The sequence below is a fragment of the Streptomyces sp. NPDC029014 genome (assembly GCF_055564695.1).
In genome coordinates, this window is sequence record NZ_JBVHVT010000077.1 from 1 (window position 1) to 23,820 (window position 23,820).

Consider the following 23,820-nt stretch of genomic DNA (forward strand, 5'->3'; position numbering starts at 1 on the left):
CCCCCCCCCCCCCCCCCCCCCCCCCCCCCCCCCCCCCCCCCCCCCCCCCCGCTCCCCCCCCCCCCCCCCCCCCCCCCCCCCCCCCCCCCCCCCGCGGTGACGGTGCCGGGGCGGATCAGTACTTGGCGTTCGCGCCGACCTGGCCCAGGCGGCTGTTGCGGCGGCTGTACGCGAAGTACACGATGAAGCCGATGACCATCCAGATGGCGAACCGGGCCCAGGTCTCGGTCGGCAGGTTGAGCATCAGCCAGAACGAGGCCGCGATCGACAGGATCGGGATGACCGGCACCCACGGGGTGCGGAACGCCCGGTGCAGGTCGGGGCGGGTCCTGCGCAGGATGATGACGCCGAGCGCGACCACCACGAAGGCGAACAGGGTGCCGATGTTCACCAGTTCCGCGAGGTTCTCCAGGCTGGTGAAGCCCGCGACGACGGCGATGACCACACCGAGCAGGACGGTCGCCCGGTACGGGGTGCGGTACTTCGGGTGGGTGACGGAGAAGACGCGCGGCAGCAGTCCGTCACGGCTCATCGCGAAGAACACGCGGGTCTGACCGAGCAACAGGATCATGCACACCGTGATCAGGCCGACGGACGCCCCCAGGCTGATGGCGCCGGCGAAGAACGGCTGGTTCACGGATTTGAAGGCCTCGGCGAGCGGAGCGGTCGGCGACATCTCCGTGTACTTCTGCATGCCCGTGACCACCAGGGTCACGGCGACGTACAGGACCGTGCAGATGAGCAGCGAGCCCAGGATGCCGCGCGGCATGTCCCGCTGCGGGTTCTTGGTCTCCTCGGCCGCGGTGGCCACGACGTCGAAGCCGATGAAGGCGAAGAAGACGAGGGAGGCGGCCGTGAAGATGCCCATGACGCCGAAGTTGGTGGGCTCGTAGCCGAACAGCACCTGGACCAGCGGCGCCTTCCACCCGCTGGTACCCTCCGGCTGCGGCTGGGCCGGCGGGACGAAGGGCTTGTAGTTGTCGGACTTGATGAAGAACAGGCCCGCGATGATGACCAGCATGACCACGGTCACCTTGATGGCGACGACGATCGCGGTGATCCGGGCCGACAGCTTCGTCCCGATGACCAGGATCGCCGTCAGCACAAGGACCAGCAGGAACGCCAGCAGGTCGAAACTGCCTCCCGCATCGGGTCCGGACAGCGCGCGGGGCATCGTCCAGCCGAGGTTGGTGTCCATCAGGTGCCGGACGTAGCCGGACCAGCCGACCGCCACCACGGCGGTGCCCAGCGCGAACTCCAGCACCAGGTCCCAGCCGATGATCCAGGCGGGCAGCTCTCCGATCGAGGCGTACGAGAACGTGTACGCCGAGCCCGCCACCGGCACGGTGGACGCGAACTCGGCGTAGCAGAGGGCCGCGAGGGCGCAGACGACGCCCGCCGCCACGAAGGACAGGGAAGTGGCGGGGCCGGCGTTGTTGCGGGCCGCGATGCCCGTCAGGACGAAGATGCCCGTGCCGATGATGACACCGACACCGAAGACGGTCAGGTCCCAGGCCGACAGCGACTTCTTGAGGGCGTGTTCCGGCTCCTCCGTGTCGCGGATGGATTGCTCCACCGTCTTGGTGCGGAAGGGACTGTTCATATCCGTACTCACCGACACACCTCCGAACAGGTGTCGACGCACACGAACGGGCCGGGAGGCCCACTCTCCAAGAGTGATCTCCCGGCCCGTGACGTGCAACCGCGCATCGATCTACGCACCCTGCGCGGGGCGATTTCCGGACGGCCCGCCCCGCGGCCGCCGGACGGACGCCGCTAGCCGCCGGACGGTCGCCGCTAGTCCACGGCGGCGGCCCGCTCGCTGTCGAGGCGCCCGTCGAGCTTGGCGACGAGGCCGGTGACCTGCCGCGCGATGTTCGGGGCGGTCAGGCCGATCTCGGCCAGGATCTCCTTGCGCAGGGCGTGGTCGAGGAAGCGCTGCGGGATGCCGAAGTCGCGCAGTGGTACGTCGACGCCCGCGTCGCGCAGCGCCTGCGAGACTGCGGAGCCCACACCGCCGGCCCGGCCGTTGTCCTCGACGGTGACGACCACGCGGTGCTGCTCGGCCAGCGGGGCCAGGGCCTCGTCGACCGGCTTGACCCAGCGCGGGTCGACGACGGTGCTGCTGATGCCCTGCTTGTCGAGGAGGTCGGCGACCTCCAGGCACATCGGGGCGAGCGCGCCGACCGAGACGATCAGCACGTCCGGCCGGGTGACCTCGGGGGCCGGGGCGCGCAGCACGTCCATGCCGCCGATGCGGCCGACGGCCGGGACGGCCGGGCCCACGACGCCCTTGGAGAAGCGCACCACGGTGGGGGCGTCCTTGACCTCGACGGCCTCGCGCAGCTGGGCGCGCAGCTGCTCGGCGTCGCGCGGCGCGGCGAGCCGCAGACCGGGGACGACCTGGAGGATGGACATGTCCCACATGCCGTTGTGGGAGGCGCCGTCGTCGCCGGTGACGCCGGCCCGGTCCAGGACGAAGGTGACGCCGCACTTGTGCAGCGCGACGTCCATCAGGACCTGGTCGAAGGCACGGTTGAGGAAGGTGGCGTACACCGCGAAGACCGGGTGGACGCCGCCGGTGGCGAGGCCCGCCGCGGACGTCGCGCCGTGCTGCTCGGCGATGCCGACGTCGTAGATGCGCTCCGGGAAGGCCTCGGCGAACTTGTTGAGGCCGACCGGGTGGAGCATGGCGGCGGTGATGCCGACGACGTCCGGGCGCTCGTGGCCGATCTTCACCATCTCGTCGGCGAAGACGGAGGTCCAGCTGGCGGCGGCGGTCTTCACCGGCAGGCCGGTGTCGGGGTGGATGACGCCGACCGCGTGGAAGCGGTCCGCCTCGTGCTCCAGGGCCGGGGTGTAGCCGCGGCCCTTCTGGGTGAGGCAGTGGACGATGACGGGGCCGCTGAAGCGCTTGGCGCGCTGGAGCGCGGACTCCAGGGCCTCGATGTCGTGGCCGTCGATGGGGCCGATGTACTTCAGGCCCAGGTCCTCGAACATGCCCTGCGGGGCGATGAAGTCCTTCAGGCCCTTCTTGGCGCCGTGCAGGGTCTCGAAGAGCGGCTTGCCGACGACGGGCGTCCGCTCCAGGATCTCCTTGCCGCGGGCCAGGAAGCGCTCGTAGCCGTCCGTGGTGCGCAGGGTGGCCAGGTGGTTGGCGAGGCCGCCGATGGTGGGGCCGTAGGAGCGCTCGTTGTCGTTGACGACGATGACCAGCGGGCGGTCCTTGGCGGCGGCGATGTTGTTCAGCGCCTCCCAGGCCATGCCGCCGGTCAGGGCGCCGTCACCGATGACCGCGGCCACGTGGTGGTCGGGCCGGCCGAGCACCTCGTTGGCCTTGGCGAGGCCGTCGGCCCAGCCCAGCACGGTGGAGGCGTGGGAGTTCTCGATCACGTCGTGGTCGGACTCGGCGCGCGAGGGGTAGCCGGACAGGCCGCCCTTGGTGCGCAGGCCGGCGAAGTCCTGGCGGCCGGTGAGCAGCTTGTGGACGTAGGCCTGGTGGCCCGTGTCGAAGAGGATCCGGTCCTTCGGCGACTCGAAGACCCGGTGCAGGGCGATCGTCAGCTCGACCACACCGAGGTTGGGGCCGAGGTGCCCGCCGGTCTTGGAGACGGCGTCGACGAGGAAGGACCTGATCTCGGCGGAGAGCTGAACCAGCTCCTCCTGGCTGAGCCGGTCCAGATCGCGCGGTCCCTTGATGCGGGTCAGCAGCACCCGTGCCTCCTTGCAGTTGCTAGCTGGTTCGTCGAGTCTAATGTTCCGTCGGCGACCGTGGTCATCGGGCTACCGCATGCGGGTCACGGCTTCGTCATACCTGTGCACATCTGCCCGATGCCATACATCACATTCGGGTACATATCTGCACATATGCCCGTACACGCCGACGAACTGATGTACGCACAGGTGCCCGGTGCCACGAGGAGTGGCACCGGGCACTGTGACCGGTCTTACCGCGCCGGGGCGCCGTCAGGCGCGTCCGGCGGTCTTCTGGGTCTTGCGGGTGACCGAGTCGATCACCACGGTGGCCAGCAGCACCGCACCGGTGATCATGTACTGGACGGGAGTGGCGATTCCCTCGAGAGCCAGACCGTACTGGATCGAGGTGATGACCATGACACCGAGGAGGGCGTTCCAGGTCCGGCCGCGGCCGCCGAAGAGGCTGGTGCCGCCGATGACGGCCGCCGCGATGACGTTCATCAGCAGGTCGCCGCCGCCGGCGCTCTGGTTCGCCGCCGCGATCTTGGAGCACCAGAAGAGCCCGCCGATGGCGGCGAAGGTGCCCGCGATGGAGAACACCGCGATGCGGATGCCGGCGACGTTGATGCCCGCGCGGCGGGAGGCCTCGACGCTGCCGCCGAGGGCGAAGACGTTCCGGCCGAAGGTGGTGCGGCGCAGGACGAAGTCCGTGCCGACCAGGACCAGCACGAAGAGCACCACCGCGAGCGGGAGGCCCTTGTACTGGTTGAACACCGCGGCGGGGCCGAAGGTGAACACCGCGAGCAGGCCGGTGCGCAGCAGCAGCTCGCTCGTGGGGCGCGACGGGACGCCCGCGGCGGCCCGGCGCTTGTTGTCGGCGAAGGCGGCCAGGAAGTACCCGACCGTGGCGACCGCCGCGAGGCCGTACGCGGCGGCCACGTCCGTGAAGTAGTACGTGGTCAGCTGGCCCACGACACCGTCGGGGTCGATGTTGATCGTGCCGTTGCTGCCGAGGATCTGGAGCATGGCACCGGACCAGAACAGCAGGCCCGACAGGGTGACCGCGAAGGCCGGCGCGCCGATCTTGGCGAAGAAGAAACCGTGGATTGCGCCGATCAGGGCACCACCCGCGACGGCGGCCAGGATCGCCAGCCACTCGTTGACGCCGTGGGTGACCGCGAGGACGGCGAAGAGGGCGCCCGAGACACCGCTGACCGAGCCGACCGAGAGGTCGATCTCGCCGAGCAGCAGCACGAAGATGATGCCGACGGCCATCATGCCCGTGGCGACCATGGTGATCGCGATGTTGGTGAGGTTCTCCGGGGAGAGGAAGTTCGCGTTCAGCCCCTGGAAGATGCCCCAGATGACGATCAGGCCCACCACGACCGGGAGGGAGCCCAGGTCACCGGCCTTCATCCGGCGGCCGAACTCGCTGAGGTAGCCGGTCAGGCCCTGCTCGCGGACGAGCAGGCGCGGGTCCACCGCGGGAATGGCGTCCGCCGGGGCGGCCGGGTTGGCCAGCTGGGCCACCTCTTCCGCATGGGTGTGGTGTTCGGTGCTCACTTGCGAGCCTCCCCGGTGCGCGCCGCCCGGCGGGTCACGGCGTTGTCCGTGGCTCCCGTGATGGCGGAGATGATCTCTTCCTGCGAGGTTTCGGCGACCTTGAAGACACCGTTGTTGCGGCCCAGCCGCAGGACCGCCACCCGGTCGGCGACGGCCTTCACATCGGCCATGTTGTGGCTGATGAGGATGACGGCGTGACCGCGCTCGCGCAGCCGCTCGACCAGGTCGAGCACCTGTGCGGTCTGCTCGACGCCGAGGGCGGCGGTCGGCTCGTCGAGGATGACGAGCTGGGGCTCGCCGAGCATCGAACGGGCGATCGCCACCGTCTGGCGCTGACCGCCGGAGAGCGAGGCGATGGGGATCCGGACACTGGGGATCCGGATGGACAGGGTGGTCAGGAGCTCGCGGGCGCGGCGCTCCATCTCCACCTCGTCGAGGACACCGCGGCGCTTGAGCTCGCGCCCCAGGAAGAGGTTGCCGACGACGTCGATGTTGTCGCACAGCGCGAGGTCCTGGTAGACCGTCGCGATGCCCAGGTTCTGGGCGTCGTGGGGCTTGGTGATCGTGACCGGCTTGCCCTCCCACTCGATGACGCCGTCATCGATGGGGTGCACGCCGGCGATCGTCTTGACGAGCGTGGACTTGCCGGCGCCGTTGTCGCCGACGAGGGCGACCACCTCGCCGGCGTGAATCTCGAGGTCTACGTCGGTGAGCGCCTGGACGGCGCCGAACCGCTTCGAGACCCCTCGCAACGCCAGCACGGGCGCAGCGGACACATGAACCATCTCCTTCGCCGCCTGACCGGCGGGGATGTCGTGCAATAAGTGCAGGAGCGGGGTGGGGGTGAGGAATCGTTTCTGCCCGGCGTCCCGCCGGTGGCGGGGATGAGTGGGCGGGGCGCCGGGCAGGCGCGGGGGTCCCGGTGGGCCGGAGGCCGCTGGGCGGGCCACCGGCCGGCAGGACGCTGGGACCTCGCAGGACCGGGGGTCCGTGCGGGGCCGCGGGCCGGCCCGGGTGGGCCGGCGTGGGCTGCGTACGGCCTGCGTGGAGGCCGCTGCGGTCCTACTTCAGACCGAGGGAGGTGCAGGCGGCCGCGTACTTGTCCGTGCAGATCTCGTCGGCCGTGTAGACACCGTCCTTGATGACAGTGTCCTTGATGTTGTTCTTGGTGAGCGAGACGACCGGGACCAGGACCGACGGGACGCCCTTGGCGGTGGGGCTGTCGACCGTGGAGGTGGTCACGCCGTCGAGCTTCTCGCCCTTGGCGAGCGCGACGGCCATCTTCGCGGCGGCCTCGGCCTCGGGGGCGTACGGCTTGTAGACGCTCATGAACTGCTCACCGGCGACGATGCGCTGGACACCCGCGAGCTCCGCGTCCTGGCCGGTGACGGGGGGCAGCGGGTTCATGCCGGCCGCCTTGAGGGCCGTGATGATGCCGCCGGCCATGCCGTCGTTGGCGGAGTAGACGCCGATGATCTTGTCCTTGCCGAGCGCCGAGATCGCGCCCGCCATGTTGGTGTTGGCGTTCTCCGGCTTCCACTCCTTGGTGTCGTACTCCTTGCCGACGTTCACCTTGCCGTCGAGGACGGAGTGGGCACCCTTCTTGAAGAGGGCGGCGTTCGGGTCGGTGACCGACCCGTTCATCATCACGATGTCGCCGTCCTTGGCCTTGTCGCCCAGGGCCTCCAGCAGCGCCTTGCCCTGGACCTTGCCGACCTCTTCGTTGTCGAAGGAGGTGTAGGCGTCGATCGGGCCCTCGGCGAGGCGGTCGTAGGCGACGACCGGGATGCCGGCGTCCTTGGCCTTCTTGACCGCACCGGCGATGGCCTTGGAGTCGACCGCGTCGACGATCAGGACGTTCACCTTGTTGGTGATCATCGTGTCGACCTGCGAGTTCTGCGTGGTCGCGTCCTGCTTGGCGTTGGCGTAGACCACCTCGCCCTTGCCGCCGGTGAGCTCCTTGACCTTCTTCTCGATCAGCGGCTTGTCGAACTTCTCGTAGCGCGCGGTCTGGTTCTCGGGCAGGAGCAGACCGACCTTGATCGCACCGCCCGCGGCGGCGGCCGAGGTGCCGGACTCCTTCGGCTTCTCGCCGGCCTCCTTGGCGCTGCCACAGGCCGCGAGGGACACGGCCATGGCGCTCGCGGCGACGACTACGGCGGCTCTACGCATACGCGTGTTCATTTCCTGAACCTCCCTGACAGGGCCGCAACGGTGCGGCCGAGGTGTGATGGAGTCAACCCCGGCCGCAAGTTTGCCGTCAAGGAGTGAATCCTTAACGAGATGACAACGGTGCCATCCGTTATCTAACTGAAGGCAAGAGCTTCAGCGACGGCGAATCGGACAGAAGGGTTGAATCCCCCATCTCGCTGAGCACCAGGGCCAGTGCCCCCAGCACTTCGGCACGGCTCCCCAACGAGCCGGTGAGGACGGAGAGTTGGCGTGCCGCACTGGGGATCGCGTACCGTCCGACGGACTCTCGTATGGGGGTCAGGACCAGCTCCCCGGCATCGGCCAGGGAGCCGCCCAGCACCACCCGGCTCGGGTTCAGGACGTTGCAGAGGTTCGCGACGCCACTCCCCACGTGACGGCCCACGTCGGCGATGACCCGGCGGCACCCGGGGTCGCCCTCCCGGGCCAGTTCGACGACCCGCTCCATGGTGAGTTCCGGCCCGTGCGTGCCCTGGAGCAGCGGAAGCACGTAGCGGGCCGCGGCGAAGGTCTCCAGGCAGCCGCGGTTGCCGCAGCGGCAGACCGGACCGGACTCGTCGAGCGTGATGTGGCCGATCTCGCCGGCCGTGCCACCGGGTCCGCGGTAGATCTGGCCGTTTATCACCAGGCCTGCGCCGACACCGCTCGCGACCTTGATGTACGCCAGGTCCTTGACCCCGCGGCCGCTCCCCCACACCAGCTCGCCGAGGGCGCCGAGATTGGCGTCGTTGTCGACGTACACGGGCACGCCGAGGCGCCGGGCGAGCTCCTGGCGGGGGTTGATGCCGGCCCAGCCCGGCAGGATCGCGGTGGAGCCGAGCGTCCCGGACTCCACGTCGATCGGGCCGGGGACGCCGAGCCCCACGCCGATGACCTTCTCCAGACCCACCCCGATGCCCTCGATCAGCCTTCCGACCAGCGCTTCCGCCCGGTCGAAGCCGTCCGCCCAGGAGGCGTCCACGTCCATCGGGGCCGTCTCCTCGGCCAGCACCTGGTGGGCCAGGTTGCCCACCGCCACCCGCAGGTGGGTGTGGCCGAAGTCCACGCCGATCACGATGCCGGCGTCCCCGCTGAGGGAGACGCTGCGCGCCCTGCGGCCACCGGACGAGGTGTCCGTGACCTCGACGGTCCCGCCGTCCTTGAGTTCGCGGACGATGTTGGAGACCGTGGCCGCCGACAGTCCGGTGGACCGGGCGATCTCCGCCTGGGTCAGCGAACCCGCGAGCCGCACCGCCCGCACGACCCGCTCGAGATTCGCACGGTGCAGTGAAGACTGCGATCCGGGAGTCTGCACGACTCATCCACTCCTGCCCATAAGCGACGGCCGGCCGTCGCCCCCCGGCCGGCCATCGCGGACTGGAGTCTCCGAGACGCCGGCGTCTCTCCAACTTGTGAACCCTAAGTCGAGCTCTTGGGCATCCACACGTCAAGAGGCGGACACGGCACGAATCTGCCCTTATAGGTCATAAGTATGAGAGACATCGCTCTAGATCGTGCGGCGGCGACCTCGCGTACTACTTGAGCGTGGCTGAAGTCAGGCCGGCCTGGATCTGGCGCTGGAAGGACAGGTACACCACCAGCATCGGGATCATCGCGATGGTCACACCGGCGAAGAGCACCGGCAGGTCCGTCTCGTAACCCATCTGGTACTGGAGCTGGATCAGGCCCTGGGTGAGCAGGTAGCGCTCCGGGTCCGACCCCGTCTGCGGCTGCATCAGCACGGACGGCAGGATGTACTGGTTCCACTGGCCCAGCACGTTGAAGATCCCGACGCTGATCAGGCCCGGCTTGGCCATCGGCAGCATCACCTGGAAGAAGATCCGGGTGTCGGAGGCCCCGTCGATCACCGCCGCCTCGTGCACGGCCGTCGGCAGCGTCCGGAAGAAGGAGTGCATGAAGAAGACCGTGAACGGCATCGAGTAGGCGACGTAGACCAGGATCAGGCCCTGGTAGGTGTTGAGCATGTCGAGCCGTTTGACCATGAAGAACAGCGGGACGAGCGCCAGGAAGACGGGGAACATGGCCCCGCTGACGAAGAAGTAGTAGACGACCCGGTTGCCCGGGAAGGGATAACGGGCCAGTACGTACGCGGCCATCGAGCCGAGCAGCATGGTCAGCGGCACCGAGAAGGCCATGACGATCAGCGTGTGGGCGAAGTAGTCGCCGATGCCCTTGCCCCAGGCCCGGGAGAAGGCGTCGAGGTGCCAGTTGGAGGGCCAGCTCAGGGCGGAGCCGCCGATCTCGGAGTCGGTCTTGAACGACCCGAGCGCAAGCCAGACCAGCGGCAGGACGATCAGTACCGCCCACAGGGCGAGGAACCCGTGCGAGAAGACGTTCAGCGCCGTGCCCTCGGAGCCGCCGCCGGAGCCGCGGCCCGGGCCGGCGCCGCCGGCCCGCTCGTCCGAGCGCTCCCCGGGCGCCTTGATCACAGTGGTCATCGTGGTCTCCCGCTCAGAACTCGATGCGCTCGCGGCGGGTCGCGCGCAGCGTGACGACGGAGAGGATCAGGGTGAGCAGCAGCATGACCACGCCCATGGCGCAGGCGTAGCCGCTCTTGCCGAAGTACAGGAAGTTGCGCATCAGGACCGTGGCCATGACCTCGCTGTGGTGGTCGGGGCCGCCGCCGAACTGTCCGGAAGTCATCGTCGAGACCAGCACGAACATGTCCATGGCGGCGATGCCGAGGTAGACCGCGGAGGTCTGGACGGAGTCCCACAGCAGGGGCAGGGTGACCTTCAGGAAGGTCTGGGCGCGCCCCGCGCCGTCGAGCAGGGCGGCCTCGTAGATGTCCCTGGGCACGGACTGCATGGCGGCCGAGAAGAGGACGAGGTAGAAGCCGACCCCGTGCCAGACCACCACGGACAGCAGGCACCACAGCACCAGGTCGGGCTCGTTGAGCCATTCGACGGGGTGGGCCGGGTCGACCAGGCCGAGTCCGACCAGGAAGCCGTTGAGCAGGCCGCCCTCGTCGCTGCGGTACACCGCGCCGAAGAGGACGGCGAGGATGGCGAGGGAGAGCACCTGCGGGAAGAAGTAGACGATCTTGTAGACGGACGAGCCGCGCACGCCCCGGACCCCGCCGGCCCCGCTGCGCCCTCCCGCGTTCACCATGAAGGCGAAGAAGAGGGCCAGCAGGATGGTGAGGGCCGGGACGAACACCAGGAGCAGCAGGTTGTGCCAGAGGGCGCCGCGGAAGACCTCGTCCTCCAGCAGGGCCGTGTAGTTGTCCCAGCCGACGAAGTCGAACGTGGGCGACTGGCCGGACCAGTTGGTGAAGGAGTAGCCGAAGGTCTGGAGGTACGGCCAGATCACGAAGGTCAGGTACAGCGCGAGCGGCAGGAAGAGGAAGCCGGTGATGAAGCCGACCCTTCCCCGTCCCCTGACTGTGTGGCTCATCGGTGTCCGTCCGTCCGTGACGTCAGCTGCGGTGGTTGTTCTTCGCGTTCGGGTCCTTGGCCGCCTTGTCTACCGCAGCCTGGGCCCGCTTGATCCACTCCTTCGGCTGGATCCGCTTGGCCATCAGTTCATTGGACGCGTTCTGGATCTCGGTGTCCATTTCGCTGTACCAGTCGGGGTACAGGTAGTTGAAGGTGTTCGACCCGGCCGCCTTGACGGCCGCGACGGCCGACCGGGTGCCCGGCCGCAGCTTGACGGCCGGGTCGACGCCGTCCTTGACGACGGTCAGGGAGTTGGCCTGCTGGGCGAAGAGGGTGGACCATTCGCGTGACAGCATCGAACGCAGGAACTCCAGGCCGCCGGCCTTGTTGGCGGCCTTCGCGGGGACGATGAAGGGCTCGCCCGCGCCGGCCCGGATGGCCTCGAAGGGCAGCTTGCTGTCGGCGAGGACGGGCACCGGCAGGAACTTCATGTCGAAGTCGTCGGGGGTCTGCTTGAGCTGCTCGTTCTCCAGCCAGGAGCCGGAGGGGACGAAGGCCGCCTTGTACTGGTTCCAGGCGGTCTGGGACTCGGTGTGGGTCAGCCCGTTGGTGCCCGCCATGAGCAGGCCCTTCTCGACGACCTCGTAGACCGCCTCGACGGCGGCGAGGGCGGCGGGACTGCCCGCGAAGGCGCCCGGGTCGAGGTTGTCGATGGCCTTCACGGCCTCCAGACCGCCCTTCTTGGCGATCAGGTCCATGATGACGACGTTGATGTAGTACGGGTACTTCCCCTGGTGGGCGAGGCCGCCGATGCCGGCCTCCCGGGCCTTGGTGCAGACGTCGAGGAACTGGTCCCAGGTCTTCGGCTCGGTCCAGCCCTTCTCCTTGAAGAGCTTGCCGGAGTACCAGAACCCGAAGACCGTGTAGACGTAGTTGAGGGCGACGAACTTGCCGCCCTGGGTGCCCTGTTCGACGGTGCCGGGGATCAGGACGTCGCGGATCTTCCGGTTCGGGTCGTCGAGGGTGGCGGCGTCGAGGAGCGGGGTGAGGTCGGTGAGCTGGCCGCCCTTGGCCAGTACGTCGATCTTGATCTGCTGGGCGCCGGCGTCGTCCACGACGTCCGGCGGGTTGCCGCCGTTGAAGCGGGGCTGGAGCTTGGCGGCGATCTCCTGGGTGCCCAGGTGGGAGCTGGTGCTGCCCCACTTCTTGTCGAAGGCGGCCTCCCAGGACTTCGCGTAGTCGTCGCCGAAGCCGCCCTTGAAGATGACCACGTCGAGCTTGCCGCCCTTGGCTACGCCGAAAGGGTTCTCCTTGGTGACGGGCCCCTTGTCGGGGCCGTTCGCCGAGGCGTCGCCGCCGGAGGCGCAGGCGGACAGCACGCCCACCGCCGGCACCGAGACCAGTCCGAGTGCGGCCGAGCGCTTGATCAGATCGCGGCGGCCCAGGTCCTCGCCAGTGGATCCCATGCTCTAGTCCTCGCCTTCGTCCGAAGTGTGAAGGAGGCCGGAGATCAAGGCGGTTGTGGTACGCGCGGACGTCGCCGCAGCTCCCCGCCCATCCCCCCGTCCGGCGCCGCACGACCGCGGCGGGCCGGACGCGCACAGGTATAGTCCACTCCTGTTCATGTGAGCAAGATCATGCGCAGCCATGTCTGCCAGGTTTTCCGAGTTGAGACCTCGCCGAAACCTGGCCCTGCCCCCGGACGGCCGAAGGGCCGTACCCCCGTGACGGGGGTACGGCCCTTCGGTGGAGCCCGGATCTACTGCTGTGGTCAGCCGCGGATCAGGTTGCGGAGCACGTACTGCATGATGCCGCCGTTGCGGTAGTAGTCCGCCTCACCGGGGGTGTCGATGCGGACGACCGCGTCGAACTCCACGCCGGAGTCGGTGGTGACCTTCACGGTGCGCGGGGTGGTGCCGTCGTTCAGCTCCTCCACACCGGTGAAGGAGAAGGTCTCCTCGCCGGTGAGGCCCAGGGAGGCCGCGGTGGCGCCCTCGGGGAACTGCAGGGGCAGGACGCCCATGCCGATCAGGTTCGAGCGGTGGATGCGCTCGTAGGACTCGGCGATGACGGCCTTGACGCCGAGCAGCGCGGTGCCCTTGGCCGCCCAGTCGCGGGAGGAGCCGGAGCCGTACTCCTTGCCCGCCAGGATGACCAGCGGGATGCCGGCGGCCTGGTAGTTCTGGGAGGCGTCGTAGATGAAGGAGACCGGGCCGCCCTCGACGGTGAAGTCGCGGGTGAAGCCGCCCTCGGTGCCCGGCGCGATCTGGTTGCGCAAGCGGATGTTGGCGAACGTACCGCGGATCATGACCTCGTGGTTGCCGCGGCGGGAACCGTACGAGTTGAAGTCGCGGCGCTCGACGCCGTGCTCGGTCAGGTACTTGCCGGCCGGGGTGTCGGCCTTGATCGCACCGGCCGGGGAGATGTGGTCGGTGGTGACCGAGTCGCCCAGCTTCGCCAGCACGCGGGCGCCGGCGATGTCGGAGACCGGGGTGGTCTCCATGGTCATGCCCTCGAAGTAGGGGGGCTTGCGGACGTAGGTGGACTGCGGGTCCCACTCGAAGGTGTTGCCGGTCGGGATCGGCAGCGCCTGCCACTGGGCGTCGCCCGCGAAGACGTCCTGGTAGGACTTGTTGAACATGTCCTCGCCGATGGCGTTGGCCACGACGTCGTTGACCTCGGCCTCGGAGGGCCAGATGTCCTTGAGGAAGACCGGGTTGCCCTCGGTGTCGATGCCGATGGCGTCCTTGGTGATGTCCACCTTCATGGAGCCCGCGATGGCGTACGCGACGACCAGCGGCGGGGAGGCCAGGTAGTTCATCTTGACGTCGGGGTTGATCCGGCCCTCGAAGTTGCGGTTGCCGGAGAGCACCGAGGTGACCGCGAGGTCGTGCTCGTTGATCGCCTTCGAGATCTCCTCGTCCAGCGGACCGGAGTTGCCGATGCAGGTGGTGCAGCCGTAGCCGACCAGGTTGAAGCCGATCTTGTCCAGGTACGGCGTGAGGCCGGCCTTGTCGAAGTAGTCGGTGACGACCTTCGAGCCCGGGGCCAGGGTGGTCTTGACCCACGGCTTGCGGGTCAGGCCCTTCTCGACCGCCTTCTTGGCCACGAGCGCCGCGGCGACCATGACGTAGGGGTTCGAGGTGTTGGTGCAGGAGGTGATCGCGGCGACGGTGACGGCGCCGTGGTCGATCTCGAAGGAGGTGCCGTCGGCCAGGGTGACCTGGGTGGGCTTCGACGGGGCGCCGCCCGAGACGGCCGGGGCGTCGGAAGCCGGGAAGGACTCCTTGCCCGCCTCGTCGACCTCGTCGACGTAGTTGCGGACGTCCTGGGCGAACTGCTCGGCGGCGTTGGCCAGGACGATGCGGTCCTGCGGGCGCTTCGGGCCGGCGATGGACGGGACGACCGTGGAGAGGTCGAGCTCCAGCTTCTCGGAGAAGTCCGGCTCGGCCGTCGGGTCCAGCCAGAGGCCCTGCTCCTTGGCGTACGCCTCGACGAGCGCGACCTGCTGCTCGGAGCGGCCGGTGAGCTTGAGGTACTTCAGGGTCTCGCCGTCGATCGGGAAAATGGCGGCGGTGGAGCCGAACTCCGGCGACATGTTGCCGATGGTGGCGCGGTTCGCGAGGGAGGTGGCGGCGACGCCCTCACCGTAGAACTCGACGAACTTGCCGACGACGCCGTGCTTGCGCAGCATCTCGGTGATGGTCAGCACCAGGTCGGTGGCGGTGGTGCCGGTCGGCAGCTCGCCGGTCAGCTTGAAGCCGACGACGCGCGGGATCAGCATGGAGACCGGCTGGCCGAGCATGGCGGCCTCGGCCTCGATGCCGCCGACGCCCCAGCCGAGCACGCCGAGGCCGTTGACCATGGTGGTGTGCGAGTCGGTGCCGACGAGGGTGTCGGGGTACGCCTGGCCGCCCCGGACCATGATCGTGCGGGCCAGGTGCTCGATGTTCACCTGGTGGACGATGCCGGTGCCCGGGGGGACGACCTTGAACTCGTCGAAGGCGGTCTGGCCCCAGCGCAGGAACTGGTAGCGCTCCTTGTTGCGGCCGTACTCCAGCTCCACGTTCTGGGTGAACGCGTCCGGCGTGCCGAACTTGTCGGCGATGACGGAGTGGTCGATGACCAGCTCGGCCGGGGCCAGCGGGTTGATCTTGGACGGGTCGCCGCCGAGCTCCTTCACGGCCTCACGCATGGTGGCGAGGTCCACGACACAGGGAACGCCGGTGAAGTCCTGCATGATCACGCGCGCCGGCGTGAACTGGATCTCCTGGCTCGGCTGGGCCTGCGAGTCCCAGTCGCCGAGCGCACGGATGTGGTCGGCGGTGATGTTCGCGCCGTCCTCGGTGCGGAGCAGGTTCTCCAGCAGCACCTTCAGGCTGTACGGGAGGCGGGCGGAGCCCTCGACCTTGTCCAGCCGGAAGATCTCGTACGACTCGTCGCCCACCTGCAGCGTGCTGCGGGCGTCGAAGCTGTTCGCCGACACGACAGTCTCCTTCATGCATGATTCGCGCGTGTAACCGCAATCCTGCCGCCACGCCCTGTGGCCAATCCGCTAAGGTAAGGCTAAGTTAGGTAGTCCTTACCAGCAGGGGCGGCTGCGGTACGCCTTCGGCAGATATCTCGATGTCGAGATAACTCTAGTGCATCGCCGCGTCCTGGTCATGCACGGCGTGGCACACGCCGCATTCCGGGGCGCGCCCGACCGCCCCCGTCGGCCTACGCACGGCCCCCCGCCCCGCCCGGCGGCCCGGGTCACGCGCCCCAGCCGTGGGCGAACACGGTCAGCAGGCTCTCCCCCTGCCGGAGGGCGACGACGTCCGCCGTGGCGGAGCTCCCCACCATCAGCATCCAGCCGGACTTCTCGTAGACGACCTTCCCCTCCTCCACGGGCTCCGGGTGCCAGCCGCGGCGTTCCGCTTCGTCCTGCACCGCCCGCACCGCCCGCTCGGCGCGCGGGGTGTCCAGGACCGCCGCCCAGTCGACCTGGCCCGGGTTCTTCACCCCGTTCGGGGCGCTGGTCGTCCTCCCCTGCGCCGGGTCGAGGCCCGCCGCGCGCACCAACGCCCGGACCTCGGCGTCCACGGTGTCCCGGTCGGCGTTCGCGGCCTTCTTCGTGGACGTGGAGGTGGGCGAAGGCTTCGCTCCGCCCGCGGTGCCGGCTCCGGTGCAGCCCGTCAGGGCCAGGGCCAGGGCCAGGGCCAGGACCGCCGCGGCCGTCCCGGCTCCGGCCGGCCGCCTTGCGTGCAGGTACATCGCGACTCCCCCACTGGTGATCAACACCGGAGTCTCACACACCGACGCGTGCCCGCCCGGCCCCGGACCCGCCCGCAGGGGCGTCCCGCCCGGAGGGGTGCGGGCCGCGGCCCGGCACAGCGGGGACGCAGCGCACGGGCCGTCGCCCTCGCCGCCGCGGACCTGCCGGCCGGGATCCGTCCCACGGTGTCGGTCACGGCGCGCGGCACGCGAGCGGCTGGTGAAGGCAGCAGCCCGTCGCGGGCGGGCGGAAATCCGGTTGCCCGGGGCCGGGCGGGCTGCGAGCGTCGCCCACATGCCCGCCTTCAGCTCGTACGACGACACCCTGCTCGGCTACCGCGTCCTCTCCGGGCCCGGCCCGGCCGACGGCCCCGACCTGGTCTGCCTGCCCGGCGGGCCGATGCAGGACTCCGCCTACCTCGGCGACCTCGGCGGCCTGTCCGCCCACCGCCGCCTGGTCCTGCTCGACCCCCGCGGGACGGGCACCTCCGCCGTGCCCGAGGACCCCGCCGGCTACCGCTGCGACCGGCAGGTCGAGGACGTCGAGGCGCTGCGCCGCCATCTGGGCCTGCAGCGGATGGACCTGCTCGCGCACAGCGCCGGCGCCAACCTGGCCGTGCTGTACGCGACGCGGTACCCGCAGCACACCGGCCGGCTGGCCCTGATCACCCCGAGCGTCGCCGCCACCGACATCACGGTCGACGGCGAGCAGCGGCTGGCCGCGGCGCAGCTCCGCCGGGACGAGCCATGGTTCCCGGCCGCCTTCGCGGCGCTGGAGCGCATCGTCGCGGGCCGGGCCGCGGACGGCGACTGGACGGAGGTCGAGCCGTTCTTCCACGGCCGCTGGGACGAGGCCACCCGGCGGTTCGCCGCCGACGGCGAGGGCGGGAAGAACCAGGAGGCGGCCGCCGCCTTCGGCGGCGACGGCGCGTACGACCCGGCCGCGCTGCGCACCGCACTCGCCCGCTTCGAGGCACCGGTGCTCGTCCTCGCCGGGGAGCTCGACCTCCAGGGTCCGGTCCCGGTGATGACCGAGTACGCCAGCCTCTTCAAGGACGCCCGGCTCGCCGTCCGGCCCGGCGTCGGCCACTTCCCCTGGCGCGACGAACCCGCCGCGTTCGCCTCGACGGTGGCGGACTTCCTCGCGGGGTGAGCCGGCGCGGGCCGTCCCGGCGGTGACGACAACTCCCGCCCGATGGAGGCCGGTTCGGCCCGCGGCAACCGCTCGACACGATCACGGATGTCACTCTTTGCCCGTATCGGCGGCATAACGCCTTTTCCATCCGGTCAGTCGGGTTCGTCGGACGGTGCGGGACGCCAGCCGTCCGGCCGTGGCATCCGGGGGAATTGACGGACGGTGACACCCGAACACCCCACCCGGCGCATAGCTCATCTCATATCTGAGATACGGTGCACCCATGGCAGACGACTACCTCGTACGCATCGGCAAGCTCATCCGTGACGCCCGGCAGCACCGGGGCTGGACACAGAGCCAGCTCGCGGACGCCCTGGGCACCAGCCAGAGCGCCGTGAACCGCATCGAGCGCGGCAACCAGAACATCAGCCTTGAAATGATCGCCCGCATCGGCGAGGCGCTCGACAGCGAGATCGTCTCCCTGGGTTACTCCGGCCCGATGCACCTGAGGGTCGTCGGCGGCCGCCGCCTGTCCGGCGCCATCGACGTCAAGACGAGCAAGAACGCGTGCGTGGCCCTGCTGTGCGCCTCCCTGCTCAACAAGGGCCGCACGGTCCTGCGCCGGGTCGCCCGCATCGAAGAGGTCTACCGCCTGCTGGAGGTCCTGAACTCCATCGGCGTCCGCACCCGCTGGATCAACGACGGCGTCGACCTGGAGCTCGTCCCGCCGGCCGAGCTCGACATGGACGCCATCGACGCGGAGGCGGCCGTCCGGACCCGGAGCATCATCATGTTCCTGGGCCCCCTGCTCCACCGCATGGACCAGTTCCGTCTGCCCTACGCCGGCGGCTGCGACCTCGGCACCCGCACCATCGAGCCGCACATGATCGCCCTGCGCCGCTTCGGCCTGGACATCACCGCGACCGAGGGCATCTACCACGCCAAGGTCGAGCCCGGCGTCAGCCCCGACCGCCCGATCGTGCTGACCGAGCGCGGGGACACCGTCACCGAGAACGCGCTGCTCGCCGCCGCCCGGCACGACGGCGTCACGGTCATCCGCAACGCCTCCTCCAACTACATGGTCCAGGACCTGTGCTTCTTCCTGGAGGCGCTCGGCGTCCGGGTCGACGGCGTCGGCACCACGACCCTGACGGTCCACGGCGTCCCGAACATCGACGTCGACGTCGACTACTCCCCCTCCGAGGACCCGGTCGAGGCGATGAGCCTCGTCGCCGCCGCCGTCGTCACGGAGTCGGAGCTGACGATCCGCCGGGTCCCGATCGAGTTCATGGAGATCGAGCTCGCGGTCCTGGAGGAGATGGGCCTCGACCACGACCGCTCGCCGGAGTACACCGCCGACAACGGCCGTACCCGCCTGGTCGACCTGACGGTCCGCCCGTCGAAGCTCGAAGCGCCCATCGACAAGATCCACCCGATGCCGTTCCCCGGGCTGAACATCGACAACGTCCCGTTCTTCGCGGCCATCGCGGCGACCGCCCAGGGCAAGACCCTGATCCACGACTGGGTGTACGACAACCGGGCGATCTACCTCACGGACCTCAACCGCCTCGGCGGCCGCCTCCAGCTGCTGGACCCGCACCGCGTCCTGGTCGAGGGCCCCACCCGCTGGCGCGCCGCCGAGATGATGTGCCCGCCGGCCCTGCGCCCGGCGGTGGTCGTCCTGCTGGCGATGATGGCCGCGGAGGGCACGTCGGTCCTGCGCAACGTGTACGTCATCAACCGCGGCTACGAGGACCTCGCCGAGCGCCTCAACTCGGTCGGCGCCCAGATCGAGACCTTCCGCGACATTTAGCACGCCGCAGGTTAGGACGCTTCGCCGTCCTCCTGGGCCGTCTGTGGGCCGTCGCCGGTGTCTCCGCCCCCGCGGAAGACCCCGTCGACGGCCCTTCGCGCTCGTGCCTGACTGTTGGGCGTGAGGTGCGTTGAGATCCGCAGGGTGAGGACAGGGCGACCCCGGCCTTGGGCGAGAGGGGCCGTCCGTTTGCGTGGTCCCGGAAATGCGGTGCCGGGATGTCGGTTGGGCTGCTTATGGTCGTGACCATGACGACGACGTTTGAGCTGGTGCCCGGAGTGATCACGACGCGTGACGAGGTCGTGGCAGCGTTCGGCGGTGGGAAGTACCAAGGCATCGAGCCGGCCAACGAGGCGAAGAAGGTGTTCGTCTACTCCGACCCGTCCGCGGGCGAGGAGTACGGGTACACCTTCGACGGCCGCGCCGAGGATGACGAGTACGGTCAGCTGTACCTGTACACCGGCTACGGCGCCAACGGCGACCAGGAGATGAAGAGCCGCAACAAGTCCCTGCGCTACCACGTCGAAGACGGCCGCGAGCTGCACCTGTTCGTCGCACAGGGCAAGGTGCCCGGGGGTAGCGGCGCCATGCGCCAGCGCTACATCGGGCAGATGATGGTGGACCCGATCATTCCGGTGGAGATCCGCCGCGGACCGGGCCAGGACCACAAGATGCGTAATGCCCTGGTGTTTCGGCTGCGGCCGGTTCCGGGGTCGACGCCGGCCTGGAAGGAAGAAGACTGGCTCAAGCCGGCGGCAGGCAACGACGTCGAGGATGTCGACACCGTCCCGGTGATCCCGGCGCAGACCAGCGTGAAGGACAAGAAATCCGAGCAGCACACGACCTCGGAGACGGTCGCTGACGTTCCCGGAGGGCCGCGCACGGTTCTGCGCCGCGAGGGCCTGCTGATGGAGGCGTTCAAGAAGGACCTTGAGGCTGCCGGCCACCTGCACAAGTCATTCCAGATCACCATCGCCGGTGAGGTGGGCGCGCTCACCCCTGACCTGTACGACATCACCGATCACGTGCTGTACGAGGCCAAGGGACTGACCACCCGCACCAACATCCGCATGGCGATCGGTCAGCTGGCCGACTACCGCCGGCACCTCCCCAACCCGCAGGGGCTGCGGGCGGCGGTGCTGCTGCCCAGCGAGCCGAGTAAGGACGTGAAGGACCTGCTGGCATCGCAGAACGTGTACCTCGTTTACCAGACCGAGGACGGCTTCGCTGGCTTCCCCCTGGCGACCTGAGACCCGACGTCGGGCCTAGAAGACTGATGAAGATGTTGGGTTCTGGCCCCGCCGCGTCGGCGGGGCCAGACTCGTTGTACCCCTCGGCGAACGGGCGGCCGTCCATGCCCCCGCAGATCCTGGCCGCGGCGATCACGGTGCAGGCCCTGCACGGCCTGTCGGACTTCGAGACGGTCCAGGAACTACGCTGCGACCTGCGGTGGAAGGCCGCATGCGGACTTGGCCTGCACGACACGGCGTTCGACCCGTCGCTGCTGGCCTACTTCCGCCGCCGGCTGGCCCGCTCAGCCCGGCCGCACCGGGTCTTCGAGGCGGTGCGGGAGGTCGTGAACGCCACCGGCGTACTGAAGGGCAAGCACCGGCGGGCGCTGGATTCCACCGTGCTCGACGACGCGGTCGCCACCCAGGACACCGTCACCCAGATCATCGCCGCCGTCCGGGCTGTGATCCGGGAAGTCCCCGGCGGCGCCGAGGCGGCCGCCGAGCAGTGCACCGCCCACGACTACACCGACCCGGGCAAACCCCGCATCGCCTGGAACGACCAGGCCGCCCGGGAGACTCTGGTCGACGCTCTGGTCGGCGACGCGGTCAGGCTGCTCGGGCACCTGCCCGAGCAGGAGCTGGGCGAGAAGGCAGCAAACGCGGTGGGCATCCTCGCCCTGGTCGCCGGGCAGGACGTGGAGCCCGCCGAGGACTCCGACGGCCGTGACGGCCGCTGGCGTATCACCCGCGGCACTGCCCACGACCGGATGATCTCCACCGCCGACCCCGAATCCCGGCACATCCACAAGACCCGCTCCCACCAGCAGGACGGATACAAGGCCCATCTCGCCGTCGAGCCCGAAACCGGGTTATTCACCTCCGTCGCCCTGCGGCCCGGGGCCGGGCCAGAGCACCACGAGGCAGCCGTCGGCCTCGAACTGCTCGCCGACGAGAACGAGCCGGTAGACGCCTTCGGCGACACCGCCTACTCCACCGGCGACGCCGGCCAGGCCCTCGAAAAGGCCGGACACCGGCTGTTCCTCAAACCCGCCCCACTGCGGCCGGCCGTCCCGGGCGGCTTCACCCTCGACGACTTCGCCATCGACACCTCCGCCGCCACCGTGGCCTGCCCCCAGGGACACACGCCTGGCGGGACGTGCCCGACCGGTACGGGTCGTGGACGACGCTGCATACCCGTTTCCGCAGATGGGCGGCGGACGGCACGTTCGACCGAATGCTCCGCTCCGCGCAGGCGCAAGCCGACGCCGCGGACGACATCGACTGGCTGGTGTCGATCGACTCCACCATCGTCCGCGCCCACCAGCACTCGGCCGGCGCCGAAGAAGAAGGCTCCACACCGCCGCCCTCGGCCGGTCCCGAGGCGGGCTGACCAGCAAAATCCACCTCGCCTGCGACGAGGCCGGGCGCCCGCTCGCGCTCGTCCTGACCGGCGGAAACACCAACGACTGCGCCCAGTTCACCGCCGTTATGGACGCGATTCGGGTGCCCCGACTCGGGCCGGGCCGGCCCCGGACCGACCCGCCCACGTCATCGGTGACAAGGGCTACGGCTCGAAAGTGACCCGGACCTGGCTGCGACGTCGCGGCATCAGGCACACGATCCCCGAAAGGGACGGTGGTGGACGGTCTCGTGGGCACGGCCGAACAGGCCGGTCGCGGTGATTTTCTGCGGGATGTGCGTCGCCGGCCCGTTCCGGCTGCGGCCGGTGCGGGCGAGGTTAAACAGGCGGGGTAAGTTTCGCGACATCTGACGCCGAACGGCGGCGCCGTCTCCCCGTGTGCGGGGGGACGGCGGCGCCGTCGGGTGTTTGCGTCAGAGCGCCGAGAGTTCGCTGAGCAGGTCGTCCAAGCCCAGCGAGCCCTGTGACAGCGCGGCCATGTGCCAGGCCTTGAGGTCGAAGTCCGCGCCGTGTCGGGCCCGGGCCGCCTCGCGGCCCGCGAGCCAGACCCGCTCGCCGAGCTTGTAGCCGATGGCCTGGCCCGGCATGCCCAGGTAGCGGGTGATCTCGCTCTCGACGTAGTCGGCCGGACGGCTGGTGTGCCGGGCCAGGAACTCCTGGGCCAGCCCCGGCGTCCAGCGCTCGCCCGGGTGGAACGGGGAGTCCTCGGGGATCTCCAGCTCCAGGTGCATGCCGATGTCGATGACGACGCGGACGGCCCGCATCATCTGCGCGTCCAGGTAGCCCAGCCGCCGTTCGGGGTCGGTCAGGAAGCCCAGCTCGTCCATCAGGCGCTCGGCGTACAGCGCCCAGCCCTCGGCGTTGGCGCCGACGCAGGCCACGGTGGTCTGGTAGCGGGAGAGGCGGTCGGCGACGTGCGCCCACTGGGCCAGTTGCAGGTGGTGGCCCGGCACGCCCTCGTGGTACCAGGTGGTGACCAGGTCGTAGACCGGGAAGCGGGTCTGCCCCATCGTCGGCAGCCAGGTGCGTCCGGGCCGGGAGAAGTCCAGCGACGGCTCCGTGTAGTAGGGGGCGGCCGCACTGCCCCGCGGGGCGATGTGCGACTCGACCCGGCGGACCCGCTCGGCGAGTTCGAAGTGGGTGCCGTCCAGCCTGTCGATGGTGTCGTCCATCAGCGCCTGGAGCCACTGCCGGGTCTCCTCCACCCCCTCGACGGCCTCCCCGTGCCGGTCGCACCACGCCAGCGCCTCCCAGGGGGTGCCGGCGCCCGGCAGGACCCTTTCGGCCTCGGTGCGCATCTCGGCGAGCAGCCGGTGGAACTCCGACCAGCCGTACGCGTACGCCTCGTCGAGGTCGAGGTCGGCGCCGTTGTGGTGGCGGGCGAGGCGGACGTAGCGCTCCCGGCCGACGACGTCCGGTGCGCCCTCTACGGCCGGGGCGTAGCCGTCACGGAGCCAGTCGCGCAGGTCCGCGAGGGCGCCGGTGGCCACTGCGGCGGCCTTGGTGAGCTCGCCCCGCAGCCGTTCGGGACCGGGGTCGGTGAGGTCCGCGAAGAAGCTCCGGTCCGTGCCGACCCATTCGGTCAACTGGTCGACGACGGCCGCGACCTGCCGCGGCCCTGCGGGCAACGCGCGGGCGAGACCGGCCTCCAGCGAGGCCCGGTAGCCCGCCAGGGCGTCCGGCACGGCGCGCAGCCGACGCCCGATCGCCGCCCAGTCCTCGTCCGTCTCCACCGGCGTGAGGGTGAAGGCGTCACGGACCTGGTGCAGCGGTGATCCGAGGTTGGCGACCGCCCGCAGGCCCTCGCCCGCCTCGTCCACGGCGAGTTCGGCGGTGAGCCGTTCGCGCAGCAGCCGGGCGCAGCGGCGCTCGGCCGTGTCGTCCGCACCGGGAGCAGCCTCGGCCTCGGCGAGCTGCCTCAGGGTCGTACGGGCCAGCCCGGCGACCGCCTCCAGGCCGTCCGGGGAGAAGTCGGGAAGCCGGTCGGAGCTCCCGGCGATGCCGAGGAAGGTACCGACGATCGGGTCGAGTTCGACGAGGGCGTCTACATGGGCGTCGGCCACCTGGCGGGGCAGCCGACCACCCGTGGGATCAATGGAAAGGGACATGCGAGCCGT

15 protein-coding genes and 2 pseudogenes are annotated in these 23,820 nt (G+C 69.9%); 5 read left to right on the forward strand and 12 right to left on the reverse strand.

Annotated elements, in window-relative coordinates; all coding sequences use genetic code 11:
- Positions 1 to 115: 115 nt before the first annotated feature.
- The 11 genes from ACZ4VL_RS31720 to ACZ4VL_RS31770 form a co-directional block, all read right to left on the reverse strand.
- Positions 116 to 1,603 (reverse strand): amino acid permease, encoded by a 1,488-nt coding sequence (locus tag ACZ4VL_RS31720; RefSeq protein ID WP_468206910.1) that lies wholly within the window; start codon positions 1,601 to 1,603, stop codon positions 116 to 118.
- 194 nt (positions 1,604 to 1,797) lie between these two features.
- Entirely contained in the window at positions 1,798 to 3,714 is a 1,917-nt protein-coding gene (gene dxs / locus ACZ4VL_RS31725; protein WP_468206832.1) for a 1-deoxy-D-xylulose-5-phosphate synthase, read from the reverse strand.
- A gap of 252 nt (positions 3,715 to 3,966) precedes the next feature.
- Positions 3,967 to 5,259, reverse strand: a complete 1,293-nt coding sequence (locus ACZ4VL_RS31730) for a sugar ABC transporter permease (RefSeq protein WP_468206835.1) — start codon at positions 5,257 to 5,259, stop codon at positions 3,967 to 3,969.
- Positions 5,256 to 6,044, reverse strand: a complete 789-nt coding sequence (locus tag ACZ4VL_RS31735; protein ID WP_361089549.1) for an ATP-binding cassette domain-containing protein — start codon at positions 6,042 to 6,044, stop codon at positions 5,256 to 5,258. The genes ACZ4VL_RS31730 and ACZ4VL_RS31735 overlap by 4 nt, the downstream gene beginning before the upstream one ends.
- Positions 6,045 to 6,321: 277 nt before the next feature.
- The gene (locus tag ACZ4VL_RS31740; RefSeq protein WP_361089547.1) at positions 6,322 to 7,443 is read right to left on the reverse strand and encodes a substrate-binding domain-containing protein; all 1,122 of its coding nucleotides are present in this window, start codon (positions 7,441 to 7,443) and stop codon (positions 6,322 to 6,324) included.
- A 118-nt stretch (positions 7,444 to 7,561) separates the two neighbouring features.
- Positions 7,562 to 8,764, reverse strand: a complete 1,203-nt coding sequence (locus ACZ4VL_RS31745; RefSeq protein WP_468206838.1) for an ROK family transcriptional regulator — start codon at positions 8,762 to 8,764, stop codon at positions 7,562 to 7,564.
- Between the two features lie 220 nt (positions 8,765 to 8,984).
- Positions 8,985 to 9,908, reverse strand: coding sequence for a carbohydrate ABC transporter permease (locus tag ACZ4VL_RS31750; RefSeq protein ID WP_468206841.1), 924 nt, complete (start codon positions 9,906 to 9,908; stop codon positions 8,985 to 8,987).
- Positions 9,909 to 9,921: 13 nt separating this feature from the next.
- On the reverse strand, positions 9,922 to 10,866 hold the full coding sequence (locus ACZ4VL_RS31755; RefSeq protein ID WP_468206844.1) for a carbohydrate ABC transporter permease: 945 nt from the start codon (positions 10,864 to 10,866) through the stop codon (positions 9,922 to 9,924).
- Between the two features lie 22 nt (positions 10,867 to 10,888).
- Positions 10,889 to 12,313 (reverse strand): N-acetylglucosamine/diacetylchitobiose ABC transporter substrate-binding protein, encoded by a 1,425-nt coding sequence (gene ngcE / locus ACZ4VL_RS31760; RefSeq protein ID WP_468206847.1) that lies wholly within the window; start codon positions 12,311 to 12,313, stop codon positions 10,889 to 10,891.
- Positions 12,314 to 12,618: 305 nt separating this feature from the next.
- Positions 12,619 to 15,333, reverse strand: coding sequence for an aconitate hydratase AcnA (acnA, locus tag ACZ4VL_RS31765; protein ID WP_468206850.1), 2,715 nt, complete (start codon positions 15,331 to 15,333; stop codon positions 12,619 to 12,621).
- Positions 15,334 to 15,602: 269 nt separating this feature from the next.
- Complete coding sequence (locus ACZ4VL_RS31770; protein ID WP_468206853.1) at positions 15,603 to 16,103, reverse strand: hypothetical protein; 501 nt, start codon at positions 16,101 to 16,103, stop codon at positions 15,603 to 15,605.
- A gap of 295 nt (positions 16,104 to 16,398) precedes the next feature.
- Between ACZ4VL_RS31770 and ACZ4VL_RS31775 the strand changes: the two genes are divergently transcribed.
- From ACZ4VL_RS31775 to ACZ4VL_RS31795, 5 genes and pseudogenes are all read left to right on the forward strand, one after another.
- Positions 16,399 to 17,256 carry an alpha/beta fold hydrolase gene (locus tag ACZ4VL_RS31775; protein WP_468206855.1) on the forward strand — a complete coding sequence of 286 codons (858 nt, stop codon included), beginning with the start codon at positions 16,399 to 16,401 and terminating at the stop codon, positions 17,254 to 17,256.
- Positions 17,257 to 17,521: 265 nt separating this feature from the next.
- On the forward strand, positions 17,522 to 19,051 hold the full coding sequence (locus tag ACZ4VL_RS31780) for a helix-turn-helix domain-containing protein (RefSeq protein ID WP_468206858.1): 1,530 nt from the start codon (positions 17,522 to 17,524) through the stop codon (positions 19,049 to 19,051).
- Positions 19,052 to 19,299: 248 nt separating this feature from the next.
- Positions 19,300 to 20,301 carry an SRA domain-containing endonuclease gene (locus ACZ4VL_RS31785; RefSeq protein ID WP_468206913.1) on the forward strand — a complete coding sequence of 334 codons (1,002 nt, stop codon included), beginning with the start codon at positions 19,300 to 19,302 and terminating at the stop codon, positions 20,299 to 20,301.
- 74 nt (positions 20,302 to 20,375) lie between these two features.
- Positions 20,376 to 21,473: pseudogene (locus ACZ4VL_RS31790) on the forward strand (transposase); the annotation flags it as partial.
- Positions 21,431 to 21,914 (forward strand): annotated as a pseudogene (locus ACZ4VL_RS31795) (IS5 family transposase); the annotation flags it as partial. The pseudogenes ACZ4VL_RS31790 and ACZ4VL_RS31795, both read left to right, overlap by 43 nt.
- Before the next feature lie 202 nt (positions 21,915 to 22,116).
- Here the strand turns inward: ACZ4VL_RS31795 and ACZ4VL_RS31800 are convergent.
- Positions 22,117 to 23,811, reverse strand: coding sequence for a DUF885 domain-containing protein (locus tag ACZ4VL_RS31800; protein ID WP_468206859.1), 1,695 nt, complete (start codon positions 23,809 to 23,811; stop codon positions 22,117 to 22,119).
- Positions 23,812 to 23,820: the final 9 nt, after the last annotated feature.

Bases quoted from the DNA above. Each gene is read 5' to 3' on its own strand.
- ACZ4VL_RS31720 (WP_468206910.1), bottom strand. From the start codon at position 1,603: ATGAACAGTCCCTTCCGCACCAAGACGGTGGAGCAATCCATCCGCGAC.
- ACZ4VL_RS31735 (WP_361089549.1), bottom strand. From the start codon at position 6,044: ATGGTTCATGTGTCCGCTGCGCCCGTGCTGGCGTTGCGAGGGGTCTCG.
- ACZ4VL_RS31740 (WP_361089547.1), bottom strand. From the start codon at position 7,443: ATGAACACGCGTATGCGTAGAGCCGCCGTAGTCGTCGCCGCGAGCGCC.
- ACZ4VL_RS31750 (WP_468206841.1), bottom strand. From the start codon at position 9,908: ATGACCACTGTGATCAAGGCGCCCGGGGAGCGCTCGGACGAGCGGGCC.
- ACZ4VL_RS31755 (WP_468206844.1), bottom strand. From the start codon at position 10,866: ATGAGCCACACAGTCAGGGGACGGGGAAGGGTCGGCTTCATCACCGGC.
- ngcE (WP_468206847.1), bottom strand. From the start codon at position 12,313: ATGGGATCCACTGGCGAGGACCTGGGCCGCCGCGATCTGATCAAGCGC.
- ACZ4VL_RS31770 (WP_468206853.1), bottom strand. From the start codon at position 16,103: ATGTACCTGCACGCAAGGCGGCCGGCCGGAGCCGGGACGGCCGCGGCG.
- ACZ4VL_RS31775 (WP_468206855.1), top strand. From the start codon at position 16,399: ATGCCCGCCTTCAGCTCGTACGACGACACCCTGCTCGGCTACCGCGTC.
- ACZ4VL_RS31780 (WP_468206858.1), top strand. From the start codon at position 17,522: ATGGCAGACGACTACCTCGTACGCATCGGCAAGCTCATCCGTGACGCC.
- ACZ4VL_RS31785 (WP_468206913.1), top strand. From the start codon at position 19,300: ATGACGACGACGTTTGAGCTGGTGCCCGGAGTGATCACGACGCGTGAC.
- ACZ4VL_RS31800 (WP_468206859.1), bottom strand. From the start codon at position 23,811: ATGTCCCTTTCCATTGATCCCACGGGTGGTCGGCTGCCCCGCCAGGTG.